This is a genomic window from Legionella londiniensis (genome assembly GCF_001467825.1).
Lineage (GTDB): Bacteria > Pseudomonadota > Gammaproteobacteria > Legionellales > Legionellaceae > Legionella_A > Legionella_A londiniensis.
In genome coordinates, this window is record NZ_LNYK01000007.1 from 97,116 (window position 1) to 112,347 (window position 15,232).

The following is a 15,232-nucleotide window of genomic DNA, read 5'->3' on the forward strand; positions in this document are numbered from 1 at the left end:
GGTAAATGCCGATTCGGTCAAATAGAAAAATTGGAATCCTTGAAGACAGTAATCCACAAACATTAAAAGGTACAAAGCTTTTTTCCCACCTTATTATGTGGACCATTGTGTTATGTCTGGTTGTTTTTTTCATTTGGGCAAAATATGCAATTCTTGATGAGGTCACAGTCGGTGAGGGCAAAGTCATTCCTTCAAGCCAGGTACAAGTGATTCAGAATCTTGAGGGCGGCATTGTCGAAGATATTCTGGTAAAACAGGGAGATATGGTAGAAAAAGGGCAAGTGTTAATGCGGCTCGATGCCACATTATTCCGGTCAAAATATAATGAATTACAGAAAAAACTTCAGGATGTAGAGATAGAATTGACCCGGCTGCAAGCTGAAATCAGCAATGAACCCTTAGTATTTAATCAGGAAATTGCCGAACTAAATCCGGGTTTGGTTGCAGCAGAAACAGCTTTTTATAAAGCCCGGCAGAATGAAAAAAATCAGTTGCAACGCGATATAGAGCTTGCCTCACAGGAACTTAAAATGACCAAGCCTCTGGTTAAGAAGGGCGCGGCTTCTCCTGTTGAAGTATTGCGCCTTGAACGTACAGTCAGTGAGTTGCAAGGAAAACTATATGCGTTCAACAGCAAAACCCTGGAGCGTTATAACGAAGCCAAGGCAGAATACGAAAGGCTTCAGGAAGAAATTCAGGCGCACAAGGATAGGGTTACAAGAACCACCATTAGGTCTCCCGTGAAAGGAATCATCAAGCAGGTCAAGGTCAATACCATAGGGGGTGTGATCAAACCTGGCATGGATATTATGGAGATTGTGCCGCTTGATGATACCTTACTGATTGAGGCAAAAATCAAGCCTGCTGATATTGGCTTTATCCATCCCGGTCAGAAAGCAATGGTCAAGCTAAGTGCCTATGATTTTTCTATCTACGGCGGGCTTGAAGGCACAGTGGAACAGATCAGCGCCGATACCATTGTGGATGAAAATGACAAAAAGGAAGAAAGCTATTATCTGATTCGGGTGCGCACGAAAAAGAATTATCTGGGAACCGAGGCGCGTCCTTTATACATCATTCCAGGCATGCAGGCGACCGTGGATATTTTAACAGGCAGAAAATCTGTGCTTGATTATCTATTAAAACCCATTCTTAAAGCCAAACAAGAAGCCTTGCGCGAGCGGTAGCTCGGGTGAATTAGTTTTGAATCTGATTCCCTATCCTTAGGCAAAATTTTGTTTGCGGATTGAATATGGTCTCAGCCGCCGTCTGTGACGATATTACCGTTGTTAATCAGGACATCAAGAATTGCCTGGTCTGTTTGCAAGGTACCGCCCGCTGTTAAGTCCACGCCAGACAAAACAATTGCCTGGGTAGCGCTGAAACTTGCGCTGCCATCTGGATTGACACTGACGGTTGAGGTATTACTGGCATTGTCGTAACTGATATTGAGGTAAGCATCGAGGCTTTCTGCGGTATTGCTTTCCCCAACCAGCAAATCGGACAGATCGAGAACGTCGCCGTTTTGACCCAGTTTGAAGTCGGTGATGGTGTCGATGGAGCCTCCTGCGTCATCACCTGCTTTCCATACAAAAGTGTTTTGCCCATCGCCGCCAGTCATCGTATCATTGCCTTCACCGCCAAATAATGTATCGTTGCCGTCCCCTCCATGCAAAATATCATCGCCAAGTCCCGCAAAGAGGACATCATCGCCGCCATCGGCATTAATCATATCATCGCCGTCGCTGCCAATGAGGATCTCTGAAGCCTCGCTGCCAGTTAACTCATTGCCTTCCTGTACAATGATGTTGACGGGGGCGCTTATTTCTACAGCGTTATGATCATTGACGGTATAATCAAAGCCTTGATATTGGGCGTTGCTGGTGTCAATGGTTATATTAGCCTCATAATTCAGGGATGAACCTGAATTTTTTGCTACTTGAAAATAATAATTGCCCTCTTCCTGGACGGCAAAAAGACCATTCGTTATGCCATAAGTTCCATAATATGAGCTGAAAGTATAATCAAAAATCTGTGTTAGCTGGTTGCCATTATCATCATAGGCAAATATATCAATATTGTAGGCGGTATTGTTTAAATCAATGTGGACCAATTCGCCGGCCGCAAGGCTTAGCATGAACCAGTCGGCATCATTGGATGATACAGCTCCCCGGTAGGTCATGCTGTAATTGTTCAAGCCATTTGATTTAAAACTGCCTCGGCTAATCTCATCCGCATTCAGCTTCGTATTGTTATTTTCCGATTCATTCACAATCTTGGCATACTGTGTATTGTTAAAATCGTTCGCGCTGTATTGTGCGTTCAGATTGAACTGGATCATGTTATTATTCAGGCTCACCGTACCGCCTTTAGGGTTATTAACCTGACTGATCAAGACATCATTGGTAATGCCTGCATCATTATTTAATAAAGCACTGGCATCAAAATTCAGGCTGCCTTCTGTAAGATTGGTAATGATGGTGTCCCGGTTGGCGTCAATGCTTGCTTCATAATTGACTTGGACTGTTAAATGAATTGTTTTTTCATCGCCATCACCATCTACCAAAGTTATGGGGAATGTTTCGGCAGCAATGATTTCTTCATTTGAGTCGACCGTGTACTGGTAGGTTCCGGTGAGGAAGTTGAACGTTAAGGTCGCCCCTTTTATTCCGGTTGCCACCTCAATTTCCGGCTCGGCAGGATTAAATTCGTAAACTACATGATTAATCATAATCGATTGAATATGGCTGCCGGCATCATCTGCGCCAATGATGAATCCCTCAGCGCTGGCATTTTCTGTATTGATAACGGTTCCTGTTTGCACATGGTCGACCAGGGAATTAATCAGCGCGTCTGCCAAATCACTGGCGGAATCGATGATGATGACTTCACCGCCATCTTCACCATTCGGGTAGGCCACAGGTTCCAGCGCGCTGGATCTGGCGCCGGCAAAGCCGACCGCGAAGGCTTTATCAATGCTGCTGTCCGTGATAAATTGCTCCCAAGCCTCGGTATCTTCATATCCATTGTAGGTTAAATTGCCATTGGCTATGCTGTGGTTATTGGTTGGCTCCCCGTCTGAAATAAAGTACAACAGGTGCTGATCGGCAGAGGGCTCAGGCGCGCCATTGCTGCTGATGACTTCTTGCAAGGCATTGTCATAATAGGTATAGCCGTTAGCTTGCAATAGATTTAAATAATCAATGGCGGCTTCAATGTTATTGACAAACCATCCAGAATTGGCCGCCATGGTAGAAAAAGCGATGATCTTGATATTGATGGTTCCTGCTTCATCCCCTGTTCGGATTAACTCTTCCAGCGATTGTTTTGCAAGTTCCAGCCGGCTTGCCGTTTCGCCGCTGTCGATTTCATTCATACTGCCGGAAACATCGATGACCAAAGTCATATTGATGGTTAAAGCTGAACCTTCTTTGTTCAGTGAGGCATGAATATCCTGGCCGCGAGGCGCATCATCGGCAATGTTTATAGTCAAGGCGCTGCTGCTGGCGTTGCCGGTGCTGCTGTTAATCAGCTGATAGGTAAAGGCTTCAGAAACATGATCACCCTCGTTACTTGCATTTTGCAGGGTGTATTCATAATCGCCCTTGTTGTGGCCGTCAACGCTGTCTTCTGTGTAGACGGTTAATATGCCAAGTGGGGTGTCTATCGTAATCACACCATCCACGGGCGCGAAAGTGTTACCATTAAAACTGATTTCATTGATAGCAGCATCAGGGGTGACATTTTCATCATTTGCCAGCAAATTGCCAGAGGCAACGATGGATGCGATTCCTGCTTCTGTGCCTTGCGGTAATCCTGATTCAAATACGGAGCTTTCATCACTGACCGCTGTAGTACCCAATGTACTGTCATGAGTGATGGTTAAGGTTGTTTCCTGAGACGTGCTGCCGTCAGCATCGACTAAAACGTAGGTGAATACGTCAGGAGGTACATCCTGATTGGCCTCAGCAGGAATATATTTAATGTTCCAAAGGGTAAAATCGTCATTGCCATCATGGCCCATGAAGGCAACTGAACGGAATGCCTCGGAAGCCGTAATGGTAAAAGTATATGTATGGTCGTTACCAGGGGCAGAGTTTTCTCCAGTAAAGATGCCGGTTGCGACCTCGTCTCCGTTCTCATCATACGCTATCCAATGGATGCTGTCGTGATTTTGTACATCGCGCGCCCCAACAGTGACTTCGGTAACATTCACGTCAAACTCAACGACAATTTTTTCTGTTTTGAATGTATCGCCTACAGCTCTTGAATCAATTTCCCTGGAATTATCTACACTGCCGGGCGAATTGATGTAAAGTCCATAATGTTCACGATAGCCGATACTGTTTGGGGTGGGTTCAGTAGCGCCCAGATAAAAACCATGCAAAGTGACGCCATCCCAGCTAGATAAGCCGCCGCTGCCCCCAACGGTGATTTCTGCTCGCGGTAAAGTGGCATTGGATTGGTAAGTATAAGTTCCATCCTGATGTATGGTTAAAACCCCATTTGCCGCGTTTATGGTTAATTGGCCATTAACAAATTGATCATAGGTGATGTGGTTATACGTGACTGATTGTAACTGCGCCGTATCCTGACCGAAGAGATCATTTGTCGTTACATTGCCGGACACGCTGCCCTGGTATGCAACTGTCGCTTCATTCGGGTTTGCAGTGGGCGAAGTATCTTGAATATTGATGGTAACTTTTGTCCAGTCTGATTCATTGTAGCCGTCTGATGCTTTGTAATAAAAACTATCAACTACATCTGCGCCGTTTATATTGTTAACGCTTTTTGGCGCGCTGTAGGTATATGTGCCGTCAGCGTTCATGGTGACTGTGCCGCCAAGCAAGGTCGTAATTGTATTGCTGCCATTTGCAGTTTCAGCGCCGCTGCCGTTGCTGTTGGCGGAAAACAGGCTGACGCTCAGAATATCTGAGCTGTTTTGATCTGTATCGTTACTTAGTACATTACTGCCAATTAAATCATCACCTTCAAACACATGAGCTAAATCCTCCATCGTTTCAGGCGCGTAATTAATGCTATAAGTATGATCGGTACTGGCTGTGGCTTTGTTGCCCGCGCGGTCTTCGGTGGCGATGGAGGCTTCGATGGTTAAATTGGCGTCTGCCGCCAAATCGCGGCCGGGGACTGCGATGCTGAAAAGCCCTTCTGCATTGACAGCGCCCTGGAATTCCTTGCCGTTGACAGTTAACGTGACGGTATCGCCTTCATTGAACTCGCCGGCCACAGTGCCTGTGATGGTGATGTCGCGGCCTGCTTCACGGATATTGACGATGTTATCTTCAGTTGTCTGATTTACCTCGATATTGATTTCAGGATGTGTGGTATCGATGACAGTTGGTTTTAAGGAACTCGTATTGCTGATGTTTCCCTCTGAATTGATTTGCCTTACTTTTACTGCCCCTTCTTTATATTCGCCTTCGGGCAAGACGAAACTGTTACCGTTGCCTGTAATCCATGGTCCATTATTAACAGAATACTGCCAAGTCGCATTAGGATTTAGCCCGCTGACGATAATGGAGCCGTTATTGGTAATAAAGTCAGTGTTGCTGATGCCCGTATCCGCGGCGAGATGAATGAGAGGAGCAGAAGGAATTGTTGGCACAGAAAGCGAAGGGCTTGAAATGATGCCGTCAGGAAAAGCAAAACGAAGAGCATAAGTCGTTAATTCTTCGGGAACCAGATCATAGGCGAAAGGTTTAAAGGAAGCCCGCGTATCAAAACCTACTTCAACCTGCCCAAGCGTATTGATGAACTCAATAAACACAAGCTCGCTGGATACTTCAGAACCATTTACGTAAGATAGAATTGGGTTTGCGTCCTCGCCGGCAGCGGTAGGGGGCAGTATCAGGCTTAAGTCGATGTTTTTTTCACTTAATAATATGACGCCGTCACCAAGTTCCAGGCTGTACCGGCCGTTTGGATCCAGCGCAAAATCTTTAAAGATCTGGTAATAGATCTGATCATTTAAGGTTGATGGAAAAAGCCAGTATCCCCCCGCTATAAAATCTGCAATGTTTTGAGAGTTCAGCGGAGTTGCCGTTGCTGTCTTTTTGGGCAAAGCAAAAAACACCGCTTTAGAAACTATAGCAGCCACATCTTTCACCCTACATTAATACCACATCCTACATAGAGTATAGCAAGTATTTAGTAAAAATCTTGACTAAAAAGCCTAAAAATAAAACAAATAATTGCTGTCGCGGAAAAATTTAAAGCGCTGCCAATGTACTGATTGGTTTAAAATAGCTTATTTTTGTATCTGCACAGGGCTTTGGACATAATGCCCCTGATAATGGGTAATACCCAAGTCTTTGAAATGTTGAAGCTGGCTCTCGCTTTCAATCGCTGTGGCAATCAGCGTGATGTCGAGATTGCGGCAGATGGCCAGCAAGTTCATGATTAGCTCTTGTTTTATCATGTTATTTTTTAAATCATTCGCAAAACTGCCGTCTAACTTTAGATAACTCAAGTTTAAATTTTTCAAGTGGTTGAAGGATGTTAATGTTGCGGCAACCCTGTCCAGGCCAACCTTGGCGCCCAATTGGGTAAGCTCTGTAATCAATATTTTAGTTTCTTTTTGGCCACGGGTTAGGTAATGTTCACTGAGTTCGAAATGTATTTTTGCAAGCCGCTCTGGCGGAATTTCCTGAATCAGATTGATAAGGGCCAGGCGATTCTTGGGTATGCCTACTGTCGCAGCAGACAAATTAACCGCCAGATTTTCCTTCACATTAAGACATAAGATTTTCTGCAACATAAATTGATCAATTGCAAAACTTAAATCATATGCTTCGGCCAATGGCATAAATTCACGTGCTGATATTTCTTCATGATTAACCTGCAATCTGAGGAAGCATTCCTTATGATAAATTCCGATATTTGATTGTACTGGTTGTGCATAGATAAAAAATTTGTGGTTATTCAAGGCGTCTTTGATCAGAGCCTGCCATTCCTTGCCTGGACGGGTTTTGGCTGCAGTTTTGCTGTCTAGAAAATAACGCTCATCTTCTTGCTGGCTTGCCTTGCGCAGTGCCTGATCTGCACGGATTAATAGTTGTGAAGGATCTTCTGCGAATTTTAAATTAACTGCGCCAATATTGCATGTCAGCGCTTTTTCCCGCAGAAGTTCATTGCATTGCGTGGACAAATTTTTTATAAGGGCCTCAACAACATCCTCATGTGTTTCATGAATAATGATGCCGAATTTTGGGCCGTCAAGCCGTGCCCTAATATCTGCCTTTTTATTTTGTAAGACATGATTTAGCTTTTCAGCAATGATTTTAATGACCTGGTCGCCTTCAAAATATCCATGCAGGGAATTAAATGACGCCATTCCGGCCAATTCAATCAGAAGCATATGTCCCGGAAAAAAATCTTCTTCACTCGAAAGCAGATGATTCAGTTGTTGAAAAAAATAGCGCCGATTGCCCAAGCCGGTTAAGTTATCCTGATAAGATTTTTTTCTGAGCCGGTCTATCTCTTGAATCTGTTGATCAAAAAAACCTTTTAACTTCCTGACCATGTTATTAATAGTATCGGAAAGCTCCCTTAACTCTTTTAATCGGGGAGGGGGCTTTAGCTCATAAAAATTCTTACGGCCGATGTCTCGGGCTTGTTGGGTGATGCGCTTTAAGGGTTTGAAGGTAATTTTGATTAAGAGCACGCTGATGAGGGTGATGAGGAGCATCAAGGCAAGAAAAAGAAAGAACAGTCTTAAGGTGGTTTGCCATAGCGCAAGAAAAGCGAGATCGCTGTCACTTTGCACAGTGACTTTACCGACTTGCTGCCAGCCGCTTAGAATCAAAGCGGACTTTTTTGCATTCTGAATCGGTATTAGATTACGGAACCATTGCGGAACGATGGCTTTTCTTTCTTTTTGCGAGCGCGCAACCAGGATTTTATCATTGATATCAGTAACAACAATACTGTTTAGGTAGCCTCTGTCAAAAACAGCATTTACCTTGCCGAGTATCGTTGCTGTATCGGTTCGCTTGGCAAACTGTTCAGACAGCGAGAGCCCCAGAGACGTTGCTGTATCTTGGGCATTTCGTTGTAACTGTTCTTCAAAGTATAATTTGGATTGATAAACAGTAATAAAAAAAGTCCCAATAAACAGCGCAATCAAGGCACCGATTACAATCATTAAAGTTTGTTTCGATAATGTCACTTAAATTCCACCTTGTAATTGAAAACGCTTAATCAGCGCTTGCCATTTGCTTAAACTGCTTGCCTTTCCATAAGGTATTGCCATTTTTCTGTTCTCATATAACCAGACGTCCTCGGCATTAAAGCTGTAAACCGGTAAAAGATCGGAACGTTTGGATGCCGGTAGAATTTCTTTAACCAGGCTGTCCAAAATCAATGGTTCAGCATCTGGTGTTTCATAGTAAGCTAAAACCATATGTGCCTGATTATGAGTCATAATTGTGACATAAGTAATCCGTAGCTTTTGTTCAGGCACTCCCATGGCCACAAGGGTAAAATATTTGGCAATCGCAAATTCTTCACAGTCTCCGCCTCCCGCGGCTAAAAACTCATAAGGTGTGAGCCACACATCAACAGAATCTTGCGGTTCTTCCGGTATATAGGCAAGTCGATTAAAAAAAGTATTCACTTGTTCCAATAATTTTTGTGTATTTTGAGGATTTTGTCTATTGATTATGGCCTTCCATTCAGCAATGCGTTTTTTTGAACCCGGAACAGCTGTTAATTCATCCCCATTAAATCCATGAAGCTTATTGTTGAGCGAATTGGCGGCATATAAGTTATAACTTAGCAGGAGGAACAATAAAAAACATCCTCTTATAACAAATGCGGTGAATTGATTGTTTGAGGTATTGATTTGCATCTGTTGGAATAGGATTTGCCGAAGAAAGAGAATGTTTCTTTAGTGTAGCTCAACTTGTTTTAAATGGCGCATGGTGAAGGTTGGTATTGGGGATATGTTTTCTTGGGCCTGGTGTTGTTTATTTAGTAAAAAAATTGCTTTTTTGCGGAATCCTTATGGGAGAAGTCCGGCTAAGATAAGGTATCAGGCAACCAATACTGTTTAAAATTCGATAACGCGCAAACAGTTCATCATTGATTGCCTGCAGGTGGTCAATTTCCGCTTTATATTTTTCATTTTGTGTATTGAGCAAATCGAGGAATGAACGTTGGCCAATTTTAAATTGTTCAAAATAAGCTGCTCTTGTCTTTTGCGTATTTAACACATAGGCTGCAAGAGCAGTTACTCTAAGGCCGCTCGCATGCCAGGCGTTGTAGGAAAGGCGGATGGCTTCTTTTAAATCAATAATGGAGTTGTTGCGAATTTCCAATGCTTCCTGGACTAAAAATGCAGTTTTTCTGCTGTTGGCCAGATCGCTGCCGCCTCTGAAGGCATTATAGCTTCCACGAATAATTGCGAGATTATCGTTGTTCCTGCCTTCAAGTCCATCCAGATTCCGATTTCTGGAAGCGCTCAAAATACCATCAATTTTGGGATAAAACCCCGCCTTGGCAACCTGATGCTGGGCACGGGCTTCTTTGATGTCTGCTTGTGCGGAATGAATAAAAGGGTGATTCTGCAAGCCTTTATGGATTGCCTGGTCTGCTGTGGGCGGGATCGCATCCTTGTCTGGGATATTGGGTTCCACAAGATTTTCAGGCCAGCAGCCAACATATTTTTTAAAACGAATCTTGGCTTCCTCATAATTGCTTTCCGCGGTAATCAGATTGGCTTTGGCAAGCTCAAGCCTGGACTGGGCTTGATCAAGCTCGGCTTGCCTTGAAATACCTGCCTCGCTTCGTTCCTCAATTAAGTTGAGCAAACGCTTATGTACGGCTAAATTTTTTTTTGCGAGCAGAACAAGCTTTTTATGTAAAATGACATTTAAATAGGTTTCAGTGACGGTGAGGGCAAGGTCGTTTGCAACGCCTAGTGTTTTAAAATGTTGCGACTGAAAAGAAAACAGGTTGCGTTTGACCTCGCCTACAATACCGCCGCCGGCAAAAATATTCTGAGTTAATGCAACACTGAACTCACGCCGGTTTAAAGTAATTTTACTGTCTCCCTCCAGATCTTGGGTAATTGGGCTTTCGGTCATTTCACGCCCGTAACCTGCATTAATATCAATGGAAGGATAATAAGCACCCTCAGCTTCTGCTATACTTTGTTGTGCGGCAGCAGCTTGAGCAAAATTTTGCAGTATTTCGGGATGGGAGGTAATTGTTTGCTGAATGGCTTCCTGCAAGGTTTGGGCAGAAACCTCACTCCATGTGAATATCAGCAAAAACAGGCTTATCAAGTGACTTTTATTGAACATTCAACTGCAAAAAATCCGTGGTTTATATAAAGGTACACACCTTCATTATGCATGGCAATAGCTGGGGTTGTTAAAAAATTGCATGAAGGATTATTGACCTCATTACCAAGTGCGGTTATTATGCTCGCTCTGTCCTTGGGATGGGTTCGCGGGGTGTAGCGCAGTCTGGTAGCGCGCCTGCTTTGGGAGCAGGATGTCGGGAGTTCGAATCTCTCCACCCCGACCAATGTACCCTCGGAACTGCAGGGTATGCTTATTGCGCCCGTAGCTCATCTGGATAGAGCATCGGCCTTCTAAGCCGAGGGTAGCAGGTTCGAATCCTGCCGGGCGTGCCAAACGTCAAGCGGTATCTGTTTAACTATGGTATGAATATATGGTGGGCGTAGCTCAGTTGGTAGAGCCCCGGGTTGTGATCCCGGTTGTCGTGGGTTCGAGTCCCATCGCTCACCCCAGTACATTAAAGCGGATGTGCGGTTTTATTTCACAAAGCATCCCAAGTCTTTACAAGACAATCCTGCTGTTTGATAATTCCACCCTGTTTGCGAAAGTGGCGGAACTGGTAGACGCGCTGGATTTAGGTTCCAGTGGGGAAGCCCGTGAGAGTTCGAGTCTCTCCTTTCGCACCATTTCCAGTATAAATAATTTCAAGAGGTGAATAGATGCAAGTTTCTGTTGAGACCTTGAATGGTTTGGAACGTAAAGTAACTGTTTCGGTACCAACCGAAAAAGTAGAGGAAGAAGTGAGCCTGCGTCTCAAAGATCTTGCTCGAAAAGTGAAAATAGCTGGTTTTCGCCCAGGCAAGGTGCCTATGGATGTTGTCAAAAAGCGATTTTCTGATTCTGTGCGGCAAGAAGTTGCAAGAGATATGATTCAATCCACATTGCACGAAGCTTTAAAAGAGAAAGATTTAGTGCCCGCAGGCTACCCTTCTGTGGAGCCCCTCGAGATAGAGGCAGGCAAGGATTTCCGCTATAGCGCGGTCTTTGAAATATTTCCTGAATTCACCATCAATGAATTGGACAGCGAAGATACAGTAGAACAAATTCGCGCAACGGTGACCGATAGCGATGTTGATGAAATGTTGGAAAAGCTTCGTGAACAAAACAAAGAATGGCATGAAGTTTCCCGTGCCGCGGCAGAAGGCGACAAGGTTACAATTGACTTTGAAGGCTTTATCAATGGTGAAGCATTTGAAGGCGGCAAAGCAAAAGACTATTCAGTTGTCATTGGCTCCGGCAGCATGATTCCTGGATTTGAGGAAGGGCTGATTGGAGCGGAGCAAGGGAAGGAATTTGATCTGAAGGTCCGGTTTCCCGAAGATTATGGCCATAAGGATTTAGCCGGTAAAGATGCTGTGTTTAAAGTTCAGGTTCAATTTGTGAAAGAAGGACAGTTGCCTGAGTTAAATGATGCTTTCGCAGAAAAATTCAACATCAAAGAAGGCGGAATCGAGGCATTAAAAAAGGATATCAGAGAAAACATGGAGCGTGAATTGGAGCGCCGCCTCAGCGCTTTAAATCGTGAGCGGGCATTTAATAAATTGGTGGAAAAAAATCCTATTGAACTTCCTAATGCTTTGATTGATCGGGAAATTGATAATTTGAAACATGAGATGTTTCATCGTATCTTTGGACCAAAACATCATGACAATGAAAAAATTCCTGATTTTCCACGTTCCTTGTTTGAAGATCAGGCAAAAAGACGCGTGCATTTAGGCCTGCTGTTTTCCGAATATGTCAAAAAACATGAGTTGATTGTTGATAAAGGCCGTGTTGAGGCAATGATTGATAAATTTGCCAATGCTTATGAAAATCCGGATGAGTTGCGGGCCTGGTATCAGGGTGATAAGGAACGTATGGCGGAAGTTGAGGCTATGGTCATGGAAGATATGGTTGCAGAAAAAATTTTGGCGGATGCTAAAATATCTGAGGTTAAGCAAGAATATGAAGATGTGATGAATCCTAAAAAGGAAACTGAACAAGGAGCCTAAAACATGCGCGAATACCCAGAAAATCTGATACGAAACGCCAGCGGGCTGGTTCCCATGGTGATCGAACAAACTTCAAGAGGTGAGCGCTCATATGATATCTATTCGCGGTTGCTGAAAGAAAGAATCATTTTTCTATTGGGTGAAGTAGAAGATCATATGGCCAACCTGGTGGTCGCGCAATTGCTGTTTTTAGAATCAGAAAATCCGGATAAAGACATATCGCTTTATATTAATTCCCCTGGCGGGGTTGTGACGGCCGGGCTTGCTATTTATGATACAATGCAGTTTATCAAGCCTGATGTCAGTACTTTATGCATTGGCCAGGCTGCAAGCGCTGCAGCTTTGCTGTTATGCGCAGGAGCGGCTGGCAAACGGTATTGTCTCCCAAATGCGCGCGTGATGATCCATCAGCCTTTAGGCGGTTATCGCGGCCAGGCAACAGATATTGAAATCCATGCCCGGGAGACTTTAGCGGTGAGGGAACGTTTAAACAGCATTATGGCGAAACATACCAACAAAACGCCTGATCAGATCATGCGCGATACGGAGCGTGACAACTTTATGAACGCGCAGCAGGCAGCAGATTATGGCCTGGTGGACAGGGTTCTTTATGATAGAGCCACAGCTGGAAAAATGGCTGATGAAAGCGGTGCGTAACAATAAAATTCTTTAGAACTATTTGAATTCGAATTTTACAGGGTCTGGAATCTGCCGAAAGATGGATTCAAGCCCCTCCTTTTCGTTTTCAGCGCCTCTCTTCAATTGGCGATAAATTTCGAATTGACTAAAATTTTACTAGAGAATAGTAAATTCATTAGTAAAAAGGGGTTTGTAGATGAGTAAAAATAACAGCAGTGGCGGAGACAAGGTTTTATACTGCTCGTTTTGCGGGAAGAGCCAACATGAAGTGAAGAAACTGATTGCAGGTCCTTCGGTATTTGTTTGCGATGAGTGTGTTGAGCTCTGCAACGATATTATCCGGGAAGAAACACAGGATGTACAAGAAGAAGCGGAAACTCGTCTGCCCACGCCCAAAGAAATTTCCGCGTTTTTGGATGAGTATGTGATAGGCCAGGTCCACGCCAAAAAGGTTCTGTCTGTTGCCGTTTATAACCACTACAAGCGGTTGCGCCATAAATCTCGTGACGAGATTGAGCTTGGCAAAAGCAATATTTTGTTAATCGGTCCTACTGGAAGCGGAAAAACCTTGCTGGCACAGACAATGGCACGCCTGCTGAATGTCCCGTTTACCATGGCTGATGCGACCACGCTCACCGAAGCTGGGTATGTTGGTGAAGATGTTGAAAATATCATACAGAAATTGCTGCAGAAATGTGATTATGACATTGATAAAGCGCAGCAGGGCATTGTGTACATCGATGAGATCGATAAAATTTCCCGCAAATCCGACAATCCTTCAATTACCCGCGATGTATCTGGAGAAGGGGTTCAGCAGGCTTTGTTAAAATTGATTGAAGGAACGATTGCTTCTGTTCCCCCACAGGGCGGGCGAAAACATCCGCAGCAGGAATTTTTACAAGTGGATACATCAAACATTCTGTTTATCTGCGGCGGCGCTTTTGCGGGGCTTGAGAAAATCATCCGCGAGCGCAGCGATAAATCAGGAATCGGATTTTCGGCAGAACTGAAGCGAAAGGATGAAAAAGCCGAGAGGTTGCTGGACTCTCTTGAGTCTGAAGATTTGGTAAAATACGGCTTGATACCTGAATTTGTGGGTCGATTGCCTGTTGTCGCAACACTGCATGAGCTGGATGAAGACGCCTTGGTTACTATCCTGACCAAACCAAAAAACGCATTGGTTAAGCAGTTTTGCGCCTTGTTTGAAATGGAAAATGTGGAACTTGAGTTCCGCGAAGAAGCGTTGAGATTAATTGCCAAAAAAGCTCTGGATAGAAAAATTGGCGCGAGGGGGTTGCGCTCCATCATTGAAAATATTCTTTTAGACACCATGTATGAATTACCTTCGCTTGAAGGGGTGAGTCGCGTCATTGTAGACGAAAGCGTGGTGAACACCGGCAAGCCAATATTAATCTACGGCCAGGAAACCAAACATACCGCTGTAGGCGGCGCTGAATAATTGGTTTATGAGCAAGGCCTATCCGCGCCCAACTTCAGGCGAAGTTGGGCTCTGCGTTTTAAGCCTCAAATTAAGGTATTTGCAACAAATTCGTGGAACAATGGCTCTCATAGGGTTAGCATTAGAATAAGGGAACATAATGGCGAATGAAAATGAATTGGTGCAAAAAAGCGAGCTTGATTTAAGCTTGCCTGTTTTACCATTGCGGGATGTGGTTGTATATCCTCACATGGTCATCCCTCTTTTTGTTGGCCGTGAAAAATCGATTAAGGCTCTGGAAGCCGCCATGGTCAACAACAAACAAATCTTTCTGGTTGCCCAGAGAAAATCGGCAAATGATGATCCTGGCGCTGAAGATTTATTTAATGTGGGAACGATTTCCAGCGTCCTTCAATTGCTGAAATTACCTGACGGCACAGTCAAAGTGCTGGTCGAAGGAGATCAAAGGGCCCGTGTAACCGATTATCATTTGGAAGATACCCATCTTGTAGCGAAGCTTGATCTGCTCGAAAATGTCAGCGAAGCATTAAATGAAAAGGAAATTGAGATTTTAATGCGTTCTCTCATGTCTCAGTTTGAGCAATATATCAAACTGAATAAAAAAATCCCCCCAGAAGTGTTGGGCTCAATTACCGGTATCGAAGAACCTGGCCGCTTGGCGGATACAATTGCCGCTCATATGTCGTTAAAAGTCGATGACAAGCAGGAACTTCTGGAAACGCTTGATATCGGCACCCGCCTGGAGCGCCTTATGGCGGCCATCGAAACGGAAATTGATTTGCTGCATGTCGAGAAAAGAGTCCGTGGGCGGGTCAAGC

At 44.2% G+C, this 15,232-nt stretch carries 9 protein-coding genes and 4 tRNA genes; 9 read left to right on the forward strand and 4 right to left on the reverse strand.

Going from position 1 to position 15,232, the window contains the following annotated elements; translation table 11 throughout:
- The first annotated feature begins 5 nt into the window (after nt 1-5).
- On the forward strand, nt 6-1,187 hold the full coding sequence (locus Llon_RS02510) for an HlyD family type I secretion periplasmic adaptor subunit (protein WP_083503241.1): 1,182 nt from the start codon (nt 6-8) through the stop codon (nt 1,185-1,187).
- 71 nt (nt 1,188-1,258) lie between these two features.
- Here Llon_RS02510 and Llon_RS02515 read toward each other — a convergent pair whose 3' ends face one another.
- From Llon_RS02515 to Llon_RS02530, 4 genes are all read right to left on the reverse strand, one after another.
- Entirely contained in the window at nt 1,259-6,118 is a 4,860-nt protein-coding gene (locus Llon_RS02515; protein WP_162261939.1) for a type I secretion C-terminal target domain-containing protein, read from the reverse strand.
- Between the two features lie 150 nt (nt 6,119-6,268).
- Entirely contained in the window at nt 6,269-8,188 is a 1,920-nt protein-coding gene (locus Llon_RS02520; protein WP_058528501.1) for a bifunctional diguanylate cyclase/phosphodiesterase, read from the reverse strand.
- Complete coding sequence (locus tag Llon_RS02525; protein ID WP_065238261.1) at nt 8,189-8,809, reverse strand: transglutaminase-like cysteine peptidase; 621 nt, start codon at nt 8,807-8,809, stop codon at nt 8,189-8,191.
- A gap of 178 nt (nt 8,810-8,987) precedes the next feature.
- Nucleotides 8,988-10,325, reverse strand: coding sequence for a TolC family outer membrane protein (locus tag Llon_RS02530; RefSeq protein ID WP_058528503.1), 1,338 nt, complete (start codon nt 10,323-10,325; stop codon nt 8,988-8,990).
- 149 nt (nt 10,326-10,474) lie between these two features.
- On the opposite strand from Llon_RS02530, the gene Llon_RS02535 reads away from it, so the two are divergent.
- From Llon_RS02535 to Llon_RS11685, 8 genes are all read left to right on the forward strand, one after another.
- Nucleotides 10,475-10,551: transfer RNA gene (locus tag Llon_RS02535), tRNA-Pro, on the forward strand.
- Between the two features lie 32 nt (nt 10,552-10,583).
- A tRNA-Arg gene (locus Llon_RS02540) sits at nt 10,584-10,660 on the forward strand.
- A gap of 41 nt (nt 10,661-10,701) precedes the next feature.
- Nucleotides 10,702-10,777 (forward strand) — tRNA-His (locus Llon_RS02545).
- Nucleotides 10,778-10,866: 89 nt separating this feature from the next.
- Nucleotides 10,867-10,951 (forward strand) — tRNA-Leu (locus Llon_RS02550).
- 33 nt (nt 10,952-10,984) lie between these two features.
- Nucleotides 10,985-12,316 (forward strand): trigger factor, encoded by a 1,332-nt coding sequence (gene tig / locus Llon_RS02555; RefSeq protein ID WP_058528504.1) that lies wholly within the window; start codon nt 10,985-10,987, stop codon nt 12,314-12,316.
- A 3-nt stretch (nt 12,317-12,319) separates the two neighbouring features.
- Nucleotides 12,320-12,973 carry an ATP-dependent Clp endopeptidase proteolytic subunit ClpP gene (clpP, locus tag Llon_RS02560; RefSeq protein WP_058528505.1) on the forward strand — a complete coding sequence of 218 codons (654 nt, stop codon included), beginning with the start codon at nt 12,320-12,322 and terminating at the stop codon, nt 12,971-12,973.
- Nucleotides 12,974-13,151: 178 nt separating this feature from the next.
- Nucleotides 13,152-14,414: an ATP-dependent Clp protease ATP-binding subunit ClpX gene (gene clpX, locus Llon_RS02565; RefSeq protein WP_058528506.1), complete on the forward strand. Its 1,263-nt coding sequence runs from the start codon at nt 13,152-13,154 to the stop codon at nt 14,412-14,414.
- Between the two features lie 139 nt (nt 14,415-14,553).
- On the forward strand, nt 14,554-15,232 hold a 679-nt coding region (locus Llon_RS11685; protein ID WP_237758237.1), incomplete at its 3' end, for an LON peptidase substrate-binding domain-containing protein.